The organism is Haloarchaeobius pelagicus, from assembly GCF_051207375.1.
Lineage (GTDB): Archaea > Halobacteriota > Halobacteria > Halobacteriales > Natrialbaceae > Haloarchaeobius.
In genome coordinates this window covers 472830-489602 of record NZ_JBPJZD010000003.1, presented here as the reverse complement: position 1 = coordinate 489602, position 16773 = coordinate 472830, and the positions used below count along the sequence as shown (strand labels likewise).

Annotated in this window: 10 protein-coding genes; 3 read left to right on the top strand and 7 right to left on the bottom strand. The window is 66.1% G+C overall.

Annotated elements, in window-relative coordinates:
• Positions 1–469: 469 nt before the first annotated feature.
• Both ACSC1S_RS20270 and nikR read left to right on the top strand, forming a co-directional pair.
• A complete protein-coding gene (locus ACSC1S_RS20270; protein WP_435365904.1) occupies positions 470–3838 on the top strand; it encodes a tetratricopeptide repeat protein in 3369 nt (1122 codons plus the stop codon).
• Positions 3839–3978: 140 nt separating this feature from the next.
• The gene (gene nikR, locus ACSC1S_RS20265; protein ID WP_435365903.1) at positions 3979–4398 is read left to right on the top strand and encodes a nickel-responsive transcriptional regulator NikR; all 420 of its coding nucleotides are present in this window, start codon (positions 3979–3981) and stop codon (positions 4396–4398) included.
• Between the two features lie 10 nt (positions 4399–4408).
• On the opposite strand, the gene ACSC1S_RS20260 is transcribed toward nikR, so the two are convergent.
• Entirely contained in the window at positions 4409–6094 is a 1686-nt protein-coding gene (locus ACSC1S_RS20260; protein ID WP_435365902.1) for an ATP-binding protein, read from the bottom strand.
• 239 nt (positions 6095–6333) lie between these two features.
• On the opposite strand from ACSC1S_RS20260, the gene ACSC1S_RS20255 reads away from it, so the two are divergent.
• Positions 6334–7422: a TrmB family transcriptional regulator gene (locus tag ACSC1S_RS20255; protein WP_435365901.1), complete on the top strand. Its 1089-nt coding sequence runs from the start codon at positions 6334–6336 to the stop codon at positions 7420–7422.
• Between the two features lie 91 nt (positions 7423–7513).
• Here the strand turns inward: ACSC1S_RS20255 and ACSC1S_RS20250 are convergent, their stop codons facing one another.
• Genes ACSC1S_RS20250 through ACSC1S_RS20225 form a run of 6 tightly spaced genes read right to left on the bottom strand, consistent with a single transcriptional unit; the run spans position 7514 to position 16769 of the window.
• Positions 7514–9736, bottom strand: coding sequence for a glycoside hydrolase family 3 N-terminal domain-containing protein (locus ACSC1S_RS20250; RefSeq protein ID WP_435365900.1), 2223 nt, complete (start codon positions 9734–9736; stop codon positions 7514–7516).
• A complete protein-coding gene (locus tag ACSC1S_RS20245) occupies positions 9733–12468 on the bottom strand; it encodes a glycosyl hydrolase (protein ID WP_435365899.1) in 2736 nt (911 codons plus the stop codon). Before ACSC1S_RS20245 ends, ACSC1S_RS20250 begins: the two co-directional genes overlap by 4 nt.
• A complete protein-coding gene (locus ACSC1S_RS20240) occupies positions 12468–13583 on the bottom strand; it encodes an ABC transporter ATP-binding protein (protein WP_435365898.1) in 1116 nt (371 codons plus the stop codon). Before ACSC1S_RS20240 ends, ACSC1S_RS20245 begins: the two co-directional genes overlap by 1 nt.
• On the bottom strand, positions 13580–14638 hold the full coding sequence (locus ACSC1S_RS20235) for an ABC transporter ATP-binding protein (RefSeq protein ID WP_435365897.1): 1059 nt from the start codon (positions 14636–14638) through the stop codon (positions 13580–13582). Before ACSC1S_RS20235 ends, ACSC1S_RS20240 begins: the two co-directional genes overlap by 4 nt.
• Entirely contained in the window at positions 14635–15747 is a 1113-nt protein-coding gene (locus ACSC1S_RS20230) for an ABC transporter permease (RefSeq protein ID WP_435365896.1), read from the bottom strand. Before ACSC1S_RS20230 ends, ACSC1S_RS20235 begins: the two co-directional genes overlap by 4 nt.
• The gene (locus ACSC1S_RS20225; RefSeq protein WP_435320400.1) at positions 15744–16769 is read right to left on the bottom strand and encodes an ABC transporter permease; all 1026 of its coding nucleotides are present in this window, start codon (positions 16767–16769) and stop codon (positions 15744–15746) included. The genes ACSC1S_RS20230 and ACSC1S_RS20225 overlap by 4 nt, the downstream gene beginning before the upstream one ends.
• Between the last annotated feature and the right edge of the window lie 4 nt (positions 16770–16773).

The following is a 16773-nucleotide window of genomic DNA, read 5'->3' as shown; positions in this document are numbered from 1 at the left end:
TGCGAATTCGATAACGACGTCTTTCGGCGGGATAGTCCTGCTTCCTCCGTCAGTCGTGTCGACAGACGACCTTGCCAGCTCTCGAGATTCGCGGGTGCTCAACGGGCAGACTACCGCCACGGCGCTCGGGATACACAGCTGTGGTCGCTCAACTTGTGGGACACTGGAGCGTCTCTGAGAAGGGTCCAGGGGCGCATACCTTTCCAATGCACGCGCCCACGGACTCGGTCGATCTCGAGGCCGACCCCTGTCGCCAGACAGAGCACGCCACCCGGCTCCAACGACGGGTGCACCGTCGCCGACCGGACTGGCCCCATTCCCCCCAACGGAGCAGACACAGTCGGCCTCTACGGGTCATACATCACGATGTAGATTCAACTCACCGACTGACACTTGATGTCACCGCGTGACACCGCACGGGATGTTTTCTGGTATACATATTTGAACGTGCAGGTGGTTAGCGTGTGGTATGCAGGATGACGACGTGGGGGATGCGCTCGAACTCCTCGACCGCCGGTATCGATTCCTGGAGAGTATCGAGGAGGGGCCGGCGCACGTTCGCGACCTGACCGACAATCTTGGTGTCTCACGGTCGACAGTCAACCGAGGGGTCCGCGAACTCTCAGAGGCCGGGTGGATTCGGCGGACGACGGAGGGCTACGTCGTCACCACGGCGGGGACGCTGGTGTTGAACGACCACCGGAATCACCGGGCGGCGCTGGCGGCGGTGCAGTCGAACCGGGGCGTGTTCGAACCGCTCCCGCCCGAGACACCGCTCGAACCGGGTATCCTCGCAGGTGCGACGATCGACAGGTCCGACGAATACCGCCAGTACGAACTCATCGGAAAGATACACGACCTGCTCGGGCGGGCCGAGTCGTTCCGGGCGCTCTGGCCGGTCGCCAACGACGACCGGTCACTGACCGAAGTCGTCGCGGTGGCCGACCGCGGCGGCGAGTTCGCCATCGCGGCGGAACCCGACCTGGCGGCCCGACTCCGGGAGACGATAGGGGTGGCCGAGGGAGTAGACTCGGGCACGGTGACCGTCGAACCGCACGACTCCCTCCCCGAGTGTCTTGGTGTCCTCGACTGTGTGACCGATACCGACCGCCGCCTCATGCTCGTCTTGTACTCCCCAAACGGTGGGATTCACGCGGTCGTCGAGACCGAGACCGAGTCGGCTCGCCGCTGGGCTGACGACCTCTTTCGGCAGTACCTCGGAACTGGGGCCACAGCCGGCGTCTCTCCGAACGGCGGGGAGAACACGTCCACGACGGGCGGGGCTGCGACCGGCGACCGACCGGCACAGACGCTGCCGGAGACGCTCGGCGAGAGCGGCTTTCTCGCACTGACCCCCGAGTACTTCGAGACACGAGAGACGCTTCCGCCGGAGACGATGCTCCGCGCGGGCCCTGGCCTCCCGGAGGTCGCGGCGGGAATGACGCTATCACGTGAGCACGTCGTCGAAGACGAACGGCGGGATTTCGTCGACGACCTCGTGAGCTCCATCGAAGACGGGTCGGATACCGTTCTCCTCGGACTGCCGGGGAGCGGCAAGAGCACGTGCTGTAAGCAGGCCGCCTGCCGCTGGTGGGGGGCCAACAACGGCCCGGTGTTCTATCGAGAGGGCGGGCGCTCGTCGGCGGTAGACGACCCGTCCGAGCTGGCGGCCGAGCTTCAGGCGACCGACGGCCATGCGCTCGTGGTGGTCGAGGACGCCCCTCGGAGTGACGCGATGGGTATCTTCACCGTGATACAGGAACTCGCTGGGGAGGCGGAGGTCTCGTTCCTGCTCGATGCGCGCCGGTCGGAGTGGGCCGACCCGGACGAACTCCTCGACGCCCGACTGGAGGTGTTCAGGCAGGACGAGATCTCGACCGCCTCGGTGCCGCCCCTGGACGACAGGGAACGCGACCGATTCCACGCGCACGCCGCCGACCTGCTTCCCGGGTCGTTCCCGCCTCGCGAGGAGTTCACGACGGCGATGTGGGACGACGACGATGACGCCGAGGCGGGCGAGCTGCTCATCCTGTCGCACCGGTACGGCCTCTTCGCCGACCCGTTCGACGACGGGGGAGCCGTCACGTCCCTCTCGCAGGACGTCCGGCACTCCTACGCGGCTGTCTCGGACGACCCGGACGAACTCGTCGTCGCGATGTTCGTCAACACCTGTAACGCGGCCGGGCTACCAGTCACGCGCGATCTGGTGTACGCCCTTGCCGTCGACCCCGACGGGCCGCCGCTGGACACGGTCGATGCCGCACTCGACCGACTCGACGGACAGGTACTGTTCGGCCAGGAGAACAGCCACTATCGGACGGTCCACGACGCCTGGTCGACCGCGTTCCTCGACGAGGTCGTCTCGTCGCTGGACCAGGCGGTCGCCCACCGCCGGTTCGCCCGGGCAGTCAACGCGCTTCTCGCACTGGCCGACGACCCGGCGCGCCGCGAGCGCATCCGGTCACTTCGGCAGGGGGACGCTCCCGTGCTCGAGCAGCTCGAAGCCGCCCCCGAGTCGTGGGCCGAAACCGTCGCCGAACGGGTCTTCGCACTCGGCCGCGAAACGCCCGGCCTCGCCCCACTCTACGGCCACGGTCGCCACGCCGACCTGCAGTTCCCCGACGCCTGCCAGATGCAGACGGTCCACAGCTGTCTGGTCGCGCGGGCCCGGATGTACAGCGACGCAGGCGACTACGACGCGGCGATGGCCGAGTGCGAGTTCCTCGACGAGGTCGCTTCGACTGTCTCGGACGCAGACATGGCGGCGTTGCTCAGGGCCCGCTCGAACAAGATTCGCAGCTACGTCGCGGACCGGCGCGGTGACTTCGAGGACGCCTGGGAGTACGGACTCTCCAGCCTCGAAGGCTTCAGGGAGGCCGGCGACAGACAGGGCGAAGCGCGGGCGCTCAACGGGGTCGGCGTCGTCGCCTGGCTCCGTGGCGAGGTCGACGAGGCGAAGGCTCGCTTCGAGGCCGCCCTGGAGATTCACGACGAACTCACCGACCTGCGGGGCGAGGCGGACGTCCGGAACAATCTCGGGATGATCCAGCGCGAACGCGGCGACCTCGCTGGCGCGGTCGAACGCTTCGAGGAGAGTCACGAACTCCGCCACTCCATCGGGGCACGGGTGCAGGCCATCGATAGTCTCATCAATCTCGGCGTGACCGCTCGCGACGTGGGAGCCCTCGACACGGCCCTGGGTCGCTTCAGGCAGGCCATCGAGGAGAGCAAGACCGTCGGCGCCCGCGAGCGTGAATCCCACGCTCACCGGGCGCTCGGGAACACCTACCGGCGGACCGGCGACTACGAGAAAAGCCGGGAATCACTCGAACGGGCCTGCACCATGACCCGCGACCAGGACAACCGGTACTCGGAGATGCTCTGTCTCCGTGGGCTGGCCGCGACGGCGAGAGCGGCCGGTCGACTCGACGACGCGACGAAGCACGTCACTGCCTGCCTGGAGATGGTCGAGGAACTCGGAGACGAGCGCGACGAGGCACTCGCGCTGGCCTGCCGGGGTGCCATCGCTCACGAGCGCGGAAACGAGGACGACGCCATCGAGGACCTCTCGACCGCCGTCGACATGCTCGAATCGCTCGACCGCGCCCCCGGGCTGGCCGAGACGTACCGGGACTACGCGGCGGTGTGTGCGGCGACCGGGGCGTTCTCGGATGCGTTCGAGGCGCTCGAAGCCGCCGCAGACCGGTACGAGTCCGTCGGGGCCACACCCTATCTCCGGGACACCCTCGAAGAACTGCTCGAGGTGGCCGAGGCCGCCGAGGATGACGACCGAGCAGAGACGTGCAGGGAGCGTCTGGCAGCCCTCGAAGAGGAGTGACGCGACGAGTGCGGGCCATCGCGGGCAGTCCGTCATCTCCCCTGTGAGGGGCCGGCGACCGCGACAGTGTTACTATCTCACACCCCGATACCCCCGGAAAAATACGAATCCTTATTATTTCTACCACCGTCAGTTATTATATGACAGTCGTCAGCGTCTCGATGCCCGAGGAACTCCTCGACCGAATCGACGAGTTCGCAGAGACCCACGGGTACACCGGCCGGAGCGAGGTCGTTCGCGAGGCTTCGCGGAACCTCCTCGGTGAGTTCGAGGACAAGAAACTTGAAGACCGGAACCTCATGGGCGTGGTGACCGTCCTGTTCAACTACGAGTCATCGAACGTCGAACACCGGATGATGCAGCTCCGCCACGAGCACGAGGACCTCGTCGCCTCCAACGTCCACAACCACGTCGGCGACCACTACTGCATGGAGCTGTTCATCCTCGAGGGCTCGCTCGCGGAGATATCGACGTTCGTCGGGAAGATCCGCGCCACGAAGAACACCCTCTCGGTGGACTACTCGGTCATGCCCATCGACGAGGTCGGCAGTATCGCCTGAACCGGACCCGTCAGTTCTGTCGCGTCTGCTCTTTCACCGCTGCCATCCGCTCTTGCTCGCGACGGTCGGCGATGAGTCGTTCCATCGACCGGCGGTCCAGTTCGTAGCGCCCCTTCTCGTCCCGGCGCACCACGTCCCGCTTTCGGAGTTCCGTCAGCGCGCTCTGGATGCGCTGGCCGTCCGTCTCCACGAGCGGTTCGATCTGCGTGACCGTCATGGGTGCTTTCTCGCCCAGCACGGCGATGGTGTCCCAGGTATACGTCGCGTTGCACTCCGCCTCGTGGATGGCGTCCTCGACGCGGCCCTCGACGGGGTCGGTCTTGACGAGGTCGACGAGGTCCGGTTCGTCCTCCGGCTCGGTGTCCTCGCTGGTGTTCGACGGCTGTGAGAACCGCCGCTGGAGCTGTTCGAGCGCCATCTCCAGGAACGCGATGCGGTCGCGCTGGTCCTGGACGATGTCTGCCTCCTCGCCGTCCTCGTGGAGCTCCTTGTTCTCCTCGCGGAGCGTCTCGTTCCGGGCTTCGAGTCGTTCGAGTTCCGATTCGAGTTCGCGTACTCGCTTCCTGAGCGTGTTGCGCTCGGCCTCTATCTCCGCGTTCGTCTTCTCCTCGTCGGGCTTGTCGTCCTGGGTCGCGTCGTCCAGCGTCGTCTGCTCGCCCGGGGCTTCGATGCCGGTGTTGCCAGCGATGGCGTCGGCCATCTGCTTCGCCGCCGAGGAGATGTCTCGTGCCCGGTCGAGTTCGTCCTCCAGCGTCGATATCTTCTGTTCTTTCTTCTCGAGCTCGTTCTCGAGTTCGATGATGCGGTTCTCGCGCTCGGCCTTCTCCTCGGTGATGTCCGAGAGGTCCTCGACGAGCGCGTCACTCACTGACTTGAGCTCGGGGCGTTCGAAGTCGTCGAGGCCGGGTGTCGCCCCGGCGTCGAAGGTTCGCTTGCGTCGGAACTGGATAGTCCGGATGTCGGCCTCGGCCCAGTCGGACATCATGAACGCCTGCCCGGCGTTCAGGTCCGTGACGCGCTTCTCGTACTCGTTCCCGAGGATACGGCCGACGACCTTCGTGTCGTTCTCCCAGGTGAGGCGATGCCAGACCATCCAGTTCGCCTGTGTGATGAAGTCCTTCTTGACGTCGGCTGGTCGCTGGCTGATGCCCATGATGCCGAGGCCGTGCTTGCGCCCGCGCTTGCCGACCTTGATGAGCATCTTGCCCGTCTCGTCCATCCCGCCACCCTCCGGGATGTACTCGTGGACCTCTTCCACAACGAGGAGAAACGGTTTCTTGAGCTTCTTCTCTTTGGCGAAGAGGTGTTTGGTGGTTTCGAGGATGAGTTCGTTCGCGACGCTGTCGTCGAGATAGCCCGACACGTCGAGGATGATGGGCACGTTCTCTTCGAGCGCGAGGTGTGCCATGCGCTCGGCGTGCTCGGGTGCGATCTGGATGTCGCACTCCTCGTCAGCACCGGCGTGGAGGAGTTCGTACTCCTCCTTGAGCCCGTAGTACTCGCCGTCGGTGTCGACGATGAGCAGGGGGTAGCCCGCCTCGAGGAGTTCCTCGGCGATGACGCTCGCGGTGTTCGACTTCCCGGACCCGGACTTCCCGGTGACGAATCCCCGTCCAGTCAGCAGTTCTACGACCGGTACCGACACGGTCGACTCGTCCATCGTCTCGCCGATTGTTATCTGTCTCGTCTCGCTCATACCCGTCCCGTTACCGGCTACTCACCGTCGCCCTACCTGTATCTTTCGTGCGAGCTACCAATCGATGGAATCGAACCGTCTACACGGTCTAGAATGTCTACACAGTGTAGACCTCCTCACCCCGACACCACCCGCCTCGGCTCCATACTGGCACGGAGCGCTACGTTGAGAGACGGTCCCGGGAGGGAAACTCTACCGCGCTCCGAAGGTTCATGTATCGGTATGGACTGTGTGAGAACATGGACCGTGAGACCCTGGCGGAGGCACTGGAATACGCCGACCTGACCGAGTATCAGGCAGAAGCGTACCTCTGTCTGCTCGACATGGGCGTCTCACCCGCCATCGAGGTCGGGCGTGAGAGTTCCGTTCCGGTCTCACAGGTGTACGACGTCCTCCGGAGCCTGGAGTCGAAGGGCTACGTCGAGACAATCGACCGCGAGAAACTCTACGTCCGTCCCTGCGACCCGGAGGCGTCGATGGCGAACCTCGAGGCGCGTGGGGAGCTCCTCCACGATGCCGCCGAGGAGATCCGCGAGCGGTACCGGCAGCCGAACCGGATGGACGCCAGGGTGGGCGTGACCAAGCGCGGCGAGACCGCCGTCGAGAACGCACTCGACCTCATCGGCGACGCCGACACCGTCGTCGAACTCGCCGGGACGTACGAGCAGCTCCAGCACCTCTTCCCCGCGCTACGGGAGGCGCGTGAGGAAGGGGTCGTCGTCCGTGCGTCCGTCTACGTCGACGGTGAGGAGACGCCGCCGGAGGACTTCGACCCGACGGGGGCGCTCTCGGAACTCCGGGCGTGCAGCATCCCCGGGCCGTTCCTCGTCATCGTCGACCGCCACCGCACCTGCTTCGCACCGAACACGCGGTCGGACGAGGACTACGGCGTCATGATCTACGACCGAATCCTCCCGTTCGTGTTCCACTGGTACTACCTCACCTGTCTCTGGAACCTCTACCCGACGGTGTACGCCGACGACCCGGAACGGGTCACCTACGTCACCATGGAGGAGTTCATGTGCGACTGCCACTTCCTGTGGGAGGCGGGCTACGAGTTACGGGTCGTCGTCGACGGCGTCGATATCGCCACGGAGTCGCGACGGACCGTCGAAGGCATCGTGGTGGGGCTCTCGCACTTCCACGACGACCAGGACCTCACGCGGCTGGCGCTCTCCGACATGGGGGCCTACAAGAGCATCGTCCTCGCGACGGGCGACGGGACCATCGAGGTCGGTGGCTGGGGTGCGGTGTTCGAGGACATGGAGATGCGGACCATCTCACTGGTCGGTATCAACCCCGGCAAGACGCCGTTGCGCGGCCGCTAGCGAGGATTCTGCTGGGTCGTGTGCGACAGGCCGCGAAAAAATAACAGCGAAAAGCAGTGGTGGCTGCGAATGGTTGGTGGGATTCGGCTCCTCAGTTCTGCTCGACCACCTCCAGTGACGTCTCCGTGGATTCACACCAGAGGGAGACCTTCCCTGCCTCGAACCGACTCGCGCCGTCGGGGTGGACCACGTCGAAGGTCTCGGTGGTCACCTCGAACGTCACGGTGGTCTCCTCGCCGGGTTCGAGCGTCACCCGCTCGAAGCCGACGAGTTCCTTCACCGGCGTGACGACCGAGGAGTAGTCCCGGCCGGCGAACAGCTGGACGACCTCGTCACCCGTCCGGTCGCCCGTGTTCTCGAGCGTTACCGAGACGGACACCGACTCGCCCTCCGCGAGGGAGTCGTCGGAGACCGAGAGCTCGCCGTACTCGAACTCGGTGTACGAGAGCCCGTGGCCGAACGCGAACAGCGGGTCGTACGACGGGAGATGCTCGTTGTCGCCGATCGGCGTCGGGTTCGGCAGGTGGTTGTGTCGTACCGGGAGCTGGCCCTCCGAGCGCGGGACCGATATCGGGAGCTTCCCGGCCGGGTTGTTCTCGCCGAACAGCGTCTCGGCGACGGCCCGGCCACCCTGGGCTCCCGGATAGTACGCCTGCAGGATGGCGTCGACGTTCTCGGCCGCCCACGAGATCGCCAGGGGCCGCCCTGTGACGAGCACGAGGGCGGTCGGCGTCCCGGTGTCGAGGACGGCTTCGAGGAGTTCGCGCTGCGCGTCGGGCAGGGTGAGTTCGGCGCGGTTCGGGAAGTCCTCGGTCGGGCCGGTGACGTCCTGGGGACCGAACTCGTGGATGTACCAGTTCTCCCCGAGGACGACGACGGCGGCGTCGGACGATTCGGCCGCCTCGACGGCTGCGTCGATGTCGTCCGGCTCGTCCGTCCCGGAGCCACGCTCGTAGTTGACCGTCGTCTCGGCGGACGTGAGTTCCTCGATACCGTCGCGGATGGTCGCGCCGCTGAGTTCGTGCTCCTCTTTCAGGCTCCAGCCGCCGACCTGGTTGACCAGCGAGTCGGCGTTCGGGCCGGTGACGAGTATCTCGTCGGTGTCGGCATCGAACGGCAGCCGGTCGTCGTCGTTCTTCAGCAGCGTCATCGACTTGCGGGCAGCCTCGAGCGACACCTGCTGGTGGGTGGGCTTGCCGAGGGTATCGGCGGACTCGGTCGGGTCGACGAAGGGGTCCTCGAACAGACCGAGTTCTGCTTTGAGTTCGAGCACGCGACGGACAGATTCGTCGACCGCTTCCTCGGTGATGACACCGGATTCGACGAGGTCCGCGATGTGCTCGATGTGGTCGATCTCGCCGAGCGAGTGGACGTCGACGCCCGCGTCGAACGACTGGTGGATGGCGTCCTTGCTGGTCGTCGCGACCCGGTGGTCGTCGTGGAGCATGTTGATGCCGTTCCAGTCGGAGGCGACGTAGCCGTCGAAGCCGAACTCGTCCCGGAGCACGTCGGTCAGCCAGTGACGGGAGCCGTGTGACGGCTCGCCGTTGATGGAGTTGTAGCTGGGCATGATGCCCTCGACGCCCTCGTCGATGACCTTCTCGAACGACGGGATGAAGTCGCGGTAGAGCGACGACAGCGAGCGGTCGACCGGCGCGGTGTCCTCGCCGCGTTCGGGCTCACCGTAGGCCGGGAAGTGCTTCGCCATCGCGGCCACGTCGACGGGGGCGTCGTGGATGCCGCGGACCTTCGCCGCGGCGAGCTCTCCGACGAGGTACGGCGACTCGCCGAAGGTCTCGAACGTGCGACCCCAGCGGGGGTCACGGCCGACGTCGCAGGTCGGGCCGTAGGTCAGGCTCGACCCGGTTGCGGCGACCTCGGTCGCCGTGACGGCCCCGACCTGTTCGCTGAGATCTCGGTCACGGGCCGCCGCGACGCCGAGGTTGTGCGGGAAGATGGTGGTGTCTTCCACGTATGCGTTGCCGTGGATGGCGTCGACGGGGATGAGGATGGGAATCCCGAGGCGGGACTCCTCCTGGGCGACGCGCTGGAGCTCGTTCGCGATCTCGACGACCTCGGTGGAGTCCCGGTGTGGGGACGCGCCGTACCCGAAGGGGGTCACGAAGCCGAGACCGTGGTCGCGGACCATCTCCTTGGCGTCTTCGACGGTCCGTGTCTCGCCCATGGTGCCGACGTAGGTGCCGGCGAGCTGGGCGGCCTTCTCTCGAATCGTCATCTCGTCGAGAAGCGTCTCGACGCGCGCTTCGGTCTCTCCTTCCTGCGTTTGCGTTATCTGTGAATCGTGGGTCGTCATAATGTCGTGGTCGTGGTGGTCTCCTGGCCCGCCTGGTCGGTCACGGTTACCGCGACCGTCTCGGGGGTGTTCTTCGTCTCGAGGTCGGTCGTCCCCGAGGCCGTGTCGCCGGAGACCGAGGTCGTTGCCGAGTCGAGGGTCGACCCCGAATCGTCGCGGAGTTCGACCGTCACCGACTGGAGGTCGGCGGTGGCGTCGGACACCGTCCAGTCGACGGTGACGTCGGTCCAGGGGCCATTGCTGCTGGTCGAGGTGGACACCGAGTCGACCGAGGGGGTGGTCGAGTCGTCGGCGCCACCGTCGCCCGAGTTCGAACTGGCGGTCGTCGTCGCAAGGTCGTTCGCCGGGACCGACAGCGAGGTCCCGTCGGAGAACGAGACTGTCGTGCTGGTGTCGTCCGCGTTGTAGGCGACGTACGTTTTCGTGCTGCCGTCGTCGAAGACGGCGGCGAGGGGTGTGTCGGCGGTGACGTTGGCGTCGACCGCCCCGAGGCCGTTCATCGCCGTGAGCCAGCGGTAGGTGTGCGCCTTCGATTCGCCGAACTCGACGGGGTACGAGGACGCCTCGGCCTCGAACAGGCGCAGCGCGTCAGCGGGGTCGCTGAATGCGCGGTAGGACCACAGGATGTCGGGCCAGTAGGTGAAGTCGTCGCCGCCGTTGGCGGTCACGAGCTCCTGGTAGGTCGATTCGGCAGCCGCGCGGTCGCGGCCGAGCGAGAGGCTGTGGCCGCCGACCGGCAGGACGTTGATGCCGTGGATGGCCTCGACGTCGTCGGTCCACCAGGTGTCGTACTTGTAGCCGCCACCCCAGACCATCCCGGCGAAGCCGTAGTCCCAGTCGGCGGGGTGGTTCTCCTCGTCGACGTCGTACCAGTACTCGTCGACGGCGGTCGTCTCGTGGGCGAGCAGGTACGCGCCGGTGTCACGGAGTTCCGTGTCCCCGATGTACTCGCCGTACATGAGGACGGCGGCGTAGGCGTTGACCGCCTCGGAGGAGGACTCCTGGTTGTTGCCGAGGTAGAACGCCGGGTTGCCGGCGGCCCAGGAGTGCCCCTCGTAGGGCGAGAAGTTCCGCAGGAACGGGAACTTCGCGTCGCTCCGCGACGGGTTCGCGTAGTCGCGGATGAGGAGGTCGACCATCCCACCCCAGTTCGAATCGTCGGCCCACGTCGGGTTCGTCCGGGTGATCTCGGCGGCCGCCTTGACGTACTGGCCGTAGTGGAAGTGGTGGTCGTTCAGTTCGGGACCGGACCCGAACGAGTCGTTGTAGCCGATGAGCGTCCCCCACGTCTCGTTGTAGTAGAAGACGTCCTCGGAGTCCGACGAGCCGGAGACGGTCGCGTCGAGCCAGGTCTCCAGCTCGTCCTGCATCGCGCCGAGGAAGGCGTCGGCAGCGGTCGTGTCACCGACCTGCTCGGCGATGGGGCGCAACTGGGACAGCCGTTCGTAGTTCTTGCCGGTCCAGTACGTCCCGTCACCGGGTTGTTCGGGCCCGAATCGAATGAGTTCGGGCTCTGCCTCGACGTCGTCGACGTAGCTGGCGAGTCGGGACTCGTCGTACTCACCGACATCGGGCATGAACGGCACGATGGGTGGCAGGTCGAGCGTCGTCTCGAACGCCGAGCCGGTCGTCGTCTTCATCGTCCCGCGCGGGGAGACGAAGGTGTCGCCGTCGAGGGTCGCCTCGGAGTGCTTGTACTGGTGCGGGTACAGTGCAGCGATGGTCCCGGTCGTCGAGGACTCCGCGCGAGCGGTCGTCTCGAACGTGTGGGTCGTCTGCACCGTCGCGTTCGCCTCGTCGTAGGTCCACGAGACGGTGGTCCCGGTGAGCGTGTTGTACGCGTAGGACTCGTAGCGCGAGAGTGCCGCCTCCGTCGCCTCGGGCAGCACGCCGACCGTGAGGTAGCCCGAGCCCGCGAGGTCGCTGGTGAGCGTCGGCGAGCCGAAGCCGGACCAGGTCGCGCCGCTGGGCGCGAAGACGCCGTAGTGGTGCCCGTTGACGGTGACACCGAGGACGTTGCCCTGGTCGGCCCAGACGTCGGGCGTCGCCGAGAACGAAAGCCTGGCGTCGGCCCCATCGACCTCCGCGAAGACGAAGGGCGACCCCTGTGCCATGGTCGCGTCGAGCGTCGGTGAGGAGGCGTCGCCCGCCCCCCACCGGATGTCGACGTGCCAGTCGCCGTAGCCGGCGCACCTCGCATCGAGGAACGAGGCCCCGGTGGTCGACAGTGTGAGGTCGGCGCTGGGGTCCATCTCGGCGATGTTGCCCCGGTTCTTGTCGCCGTTGACCTGGGTGAAGTTCCACTCGGTCGGGTGGGTGATGCCGAGCCCCGAACTGGTCGGTGTTCCCACGAGCGGGTGTGCCCACATGGCCTCGCCGTACTGGCCACGGAGGAGGTTACTCCACCAGTCGTTGGTCGGATACGGTGCCAACACGTCGTCGGTCGCGTACACCTGCTCGGGTGGTTCCTCCTCTCCGGACGGGAGGGTCGTGGTGTAGCTCCCGGACCCCACGGAGACCACGTTCGCCGTGGTCTCAGCGGTCTCGGTCGCCGTCGCTGTCGCTGTGGACGTCGACGTGGGCTTGCTGCCGGCGGTGGTCGTTTCGGTCCCGTCGGACTGACTGGAACAGCCAGCGAGTCCGACGCTCCCGATCGCACCGATGCCAGCGAGGCAGCGTCGACGGGAGAGCTCGGTGTCACCGTCGAGCAGGAAGCCGGTGTCGCGTCCCATCAGAGTTCAGCTCCGTCGAGCGGGTCGCTATCCCAGTAGGCGTCGTCCTCGGTCGTGCGGTAGCAGGCGACGCGATGCTTGCCGTTGTCGTCGCCGTCGACGGCGGTCACGTCCGGTGCAGCCGTGCTGCACTGTTCGGTCGCGTTCGGGCACCGGGTGTGGAACCGGCAGCCGGACGGTGGGTTCACCGGGTCCGGGATGTCTATCTCGCGGACCGGCGGGCCCGATGCGTCCTCGTCGATGCCGAGCTCCGGGGTCGCCCACTTCAGCACCTTCGTGTAGGGGTGCTGGGGGTTCTCGAGCACCTCCTCGACGGGGCCGATCTCGACCAGCTCGCCGAGGTACATCACGCCGAGACGCCCGCCGGCGTGTTCGGCGATGTACCGGGCGTTCGAGAGGTCGTGACTGATGAACAGGAACGACGTGTCGAACTGCTCTTGCAGTTCGAGCATCAGGTCCATCATCTCGACCCGGAGGCTCACGTCGAGCGCACTGACCGCCTCGTCCGCGAGGATGAGGTCGGGGTTCATCAGCAGCGCACGGATGAGTGCGACGCGTTGTTTCTCGCCACCCGAGAGCTGGTGTGGGTAGCGGTGTGCGTAGTCCTGCGGCGGGGACATCCCGACGCGTTCGAGGAAGTGGAAGATGCGTGCCTCGCGGTCCTCGGAGCCGAGGTTCGGCTGCCACCGCTTCAGCGGTGCGGACAGCGAGGACAGCACGGTCCGGTTCGGGTTCAGCGACGCGCCGGGGTCCTGGTGGATGATCTGGAGCGAGCGCCGGATCTCCTCGAAGGGAATCTCCGGGTCCGACCGCCACTTCTTCGCCTCCCAGATGTCCTGTCCCCAGTAGTTGACGCTCCCGTTGGTCGGCTTCTGCAGGCCGACCGCGGTCTTGCCGAGCGTCGTCTTGCCACTGCCGGACTCGCCGACGATGGCGACGACGTCGTTCTGCTCGATCTCGAGGTCGACGCCGTCGACCGCGCGAACCGTCGGTCGGTGCGCGAAGGGGTTCAGGCCGCTGCCTTCCTTCTTGAAGTGGACGTCGACGTTCGACATCGAGAGGACCGGCTGGTCCGACTGCAGGGGGTCGTCCTCGAGTGGGGTATCAGTACTCATCGCTGCACCCCCGTCGAGAGCGATATCTCGTCATCGATGTCCTCCCAGTGGTGGCAGGCGACGTCGTGCGTCCCCGTGACGGGCTCCATGGCGGGTTTCGAGTCCTCGCACTCGCTGGTCGCCATCGGGCACCGTTCGTGGTACGGACAGCCCGGCGGGACGGCGACCGGGTCGGGTGCGGACCCGGCGATGGGGCGCATCTCCGAGAGCGGTGCGTCGAGGTTCGGGGTCGCGTTGAGCAGAGCACGGGTGTAGGGGTGTCGCGGGTTGCGAACCATCGCGTCCGTGTCGCCGACCTCCGCGAACTCGAACGCGTACAGCACGCCGATGCGGTCGGCCAGCTTCGTCACGAGTGGCAGGTCGTGCGTGATGAACACCATCGTGAGGTCGTACTTGTCACGAAGGTCCGACAGCAGGCTGATGATGGAGCGCTGCATGAGCAGGTCCAGTGCGGCCGTCGGCTCGTCCATCACGAGCACCTCCGGTTCGAGCACCAGTGCGAGCGCGATGAGCGCCCGCTGTTTCATCCCACCCGAGAGTTCGTGTGGGTAGGAATCCAGGATGCGCTCGGGGTCGAGATAGAGGTCCGAGAGAAGCTCTTCGGCCCGCTCGATTCCTGCTTCGACGTCGTAGTCGTGTGCCTCCAGGGTCTCGACGAAGTGCTCGTGGAAGTCCATCGTGGGATTGAACGAGCTCATCGCCCCCTGGAACACCATCGAGATGTCCTCCCAGCGAAGCTCCCGAAGCGGGCGCTTGCCGAGGTCGAGGACGTCGACCGGTTCGCCACCGCGGGGGTAGTAGTTGATCGTGCCCTCGGTTCGACCGGGGTTGACGACGGCGTTCAGCAGTGCCGATGCGAACATCGACTTGCCACTACCACTCTCCCCGACGATACCGAGAATCTCGCCGCGACGGATGTCCATCTCGACCTGGTTGAGGACGCGGCTCGTCCCCCGTTCCATGCTGAACGAGACGGTGAGGTCACGGCACTCGAGGACGACGTCCTCGGCGCTCGATTCGGTCGTGGTCGATCGCGTTGCAGTAGAGTTACTCATAGTTCACCTCCGACGGTCGTGGACGCGCTGGACGCCTCGGCGGGGTCCCCGTCATCGTCGCCGGTCGACTTCGCGTGGCGAGCCCGGACGCGGGGGTTGAACACGCGGTCCATCCCCTGCGCGAACAGGATGAGACCCATCGAGAGCAGGATGATGCAGAGCATCGGGACGATGAGCCAGTGGGCGGCGTCGAGCGTCAGCATCCCACCGTTCGAGTAGGCCAGCTGGAGCATGACGCCCCAGTTGACGACCTTCGAGAACGGCAGGAGGCCGAGGAAGTACAGGCCGACCGAGGCGAAGATGACGTTCCGCATCGCGCCGACCATGTTGATCATCACGAACGGCATGATGTTCGGGACGATCTCCTTGCCGACGATGCTCGGCGTCGACAGCCCCATGGCCCTCGCCGCCTCCACGTAGGAGGTCGACCGGAGGGTCAGGACCTGCGACCGGATGGCGCGAGCCATCCCGGCCCAGCCCTGCAGGGACAGGACGATACCGAGGACGATGGGGTCCTCCGGTTGCAACAGGGCAACCAGGATGAGCAGGATGGGCAGCCCCGGGAGCGTCATCACGATGTCGATGATGGTCGAGAGCCCCTGGTCGAGACGACCACCGGAGTAGCCGGCGAGCGCCCCGATGCTCGTCCCGAGAATGGTGACGAAGAGGCCAGCACTCGTGATCATCTGGAGCATCCGCGGGGTCGCGTAGACGGCCTGCTCGAGGATGCCGCGGCCGATGTTGTCGGTCCCGAGCGGCCAGTAGAAGGCCACCCAGGGGACCGAGACACCGAACATCGACATGCTCGTGAACTCGTACCAGCTCCCGCCGATGATCCCGCCGTGGAACGGACCCAACAGCAGGGGTGCCTGGCCGATGCGCGGCTCGACGACGATCATCGGGCCGATAACGCCGATGAAGATGAACCCGAGGACGAGCGCCGTCCCGATGCGGGCACGGACGTCGTTCCAGACGACCTTCGCCGGTGCCGCGAGCCAGAGGTCGAACACCTTCTGGAGCCGGTCCATCCGGCTCAGCGAGGAGTCGGCCACCGTGCCGAACCCGCTGGGGTCGTCCGGGAAGTTACTCATCTGGTTCTCCCGGCTCACTGGGCGTCACCTCCGGTCGTAACGCGGGGGTCGACGAGGCCGTAGGTCAGGTCGGCGATGAACGCGCCGGTGACGACCGCGAGCGTGATGAGCACGAACGTCCCCATCATCAGCGGGTAATCGCGTGTCTCGACGGCCGCGACGATGTAGTAGCCCAGCCCCGGGTAGACGAAGATCTCTTCCAGGATCGCCGAGCCACCGATGACGGCTCCAAAGGAGAGGAGTATCCCGGTGTACATCGGCAAGATCGCGTTGCGGGCGACGTAGCGCAGGGCGATGCGGGTGTCCGAGAGGCCGCGAAGGCGGGCGACCCGGAGGTAGTCCTCACCGAGGACCTGGATGCTGTTCCCGCGCATCCCGAGTGCGACACCACCGAAGCCGGTGATGACGACCGCCGCGATTATCAGCGTCGCGTGGTAGAACGCGTCGGCGACGAACTGGAACGTCGCGATCGGCTGGAGCGGGTCGACGATGGGCGCGACCTGTGAGGAGTAGTGCCCGTTCGTCGGGAACCACCCCAGCGTGAAGCCGAACACGTAGAGGAACAGCAGTGCGGTCACGTAGTTCGGCGTGGAGTTAAGGACGATACCGACACCGGTCACACTCATGTCGAAGCGGCTGCCTTCCCAGTAGGCCATGATGGCACCGAGCGCGATGCCGACGGTGAACATCAGGCCGATGGCGGTGGAGAACGCGAACACGGTCCACGGGAGTGCCTCGCCAAGTATCTCCGACACCGGTGCGTTCTGGCTGATCGACCGGCCGAGGTCGCCCTGCAGGATACCCACGACGTACTCGATGTACTGCTCGTGAAGCGGCTTGGTGAGGTCGATGTTGATGAAGTTCTCGACCTTCCGGTTGATCTCCTGCTGGGAGAGGTCGGGGTTGTTCCGTATGAGCTGGCCGCGGAGCTGGTCGGCCGGGTTACCCGGCATGAGCCGAACCAGTGCGAACGAGAGCGACAGGACGAAGAGCGCTGTAAACAGCGCCTGCGCTGTTCGCTTGACGAAGTACTCGTACATCAGC

Coding starts and splice junctions, on each gene's coding strand:
- ACSC1S_RS20225 (WP_435320400.1), bottom strand. CDS start 16,769: ATGTACGAGTACTTCGTCAAGCGAACAGCGCAGGCGCTGTTTACAGCG.
- ACSC1S_RS20235 (WP_435365897.1), bottom strand. CDS start 14,638: ATGAGTAACTCTACTGCAACGCGATCGACCACGACCGAATCGAGCGCC.
- ACSC1S_RS20240 (WP_435365898.1), bottom strand. CDS start 13,583: ATGAGTACTGATACCCCACTCGAGGACGACCCCCTGCAGTCGGACCAG.
- nikR (WP_435365903.1), top strand. CDS start 3,979: ATGACAGTCGTCAGCGTCTCGATGCCCGAGGAACTCCTCGACCGAATC.
- ACSC1S_RS20260 (WP_435365902.1), bottom strand. CDS start 6,094: ATGAGCGAGACGAGACAGATAACAATCGGCGAGACGATGGACGAGTCG.
- ACSC1S_RS20255 (WP_435365901.1), top strand. CDS start 6,334: ATGGACCGTGAGACCCTGGCGGAGGCACTGGAATACGCCGACCTGACC.
- ACSC1S_RS20250 (WP_435365900.1), bottom strand. CDS start 9,736: ATGACGACCCACGATTCACAGATAACGCAAACGCAGGAAGGAGAGACC.
- ACSC1S_RS20270 (WP_435365904.1), top strand. CDS start 470: ATGCAGGATGACGACGTGGGGGATGCGCTCGAACTCCTCGACCGCCGG.
- ACSC1S_RS20245 (WP_435365899.1), bottom strand. CDS start 12,468: ATGGGACGCGACACCGGCTTCCTGCTCGACGGTGACACCGAGCTCTCC.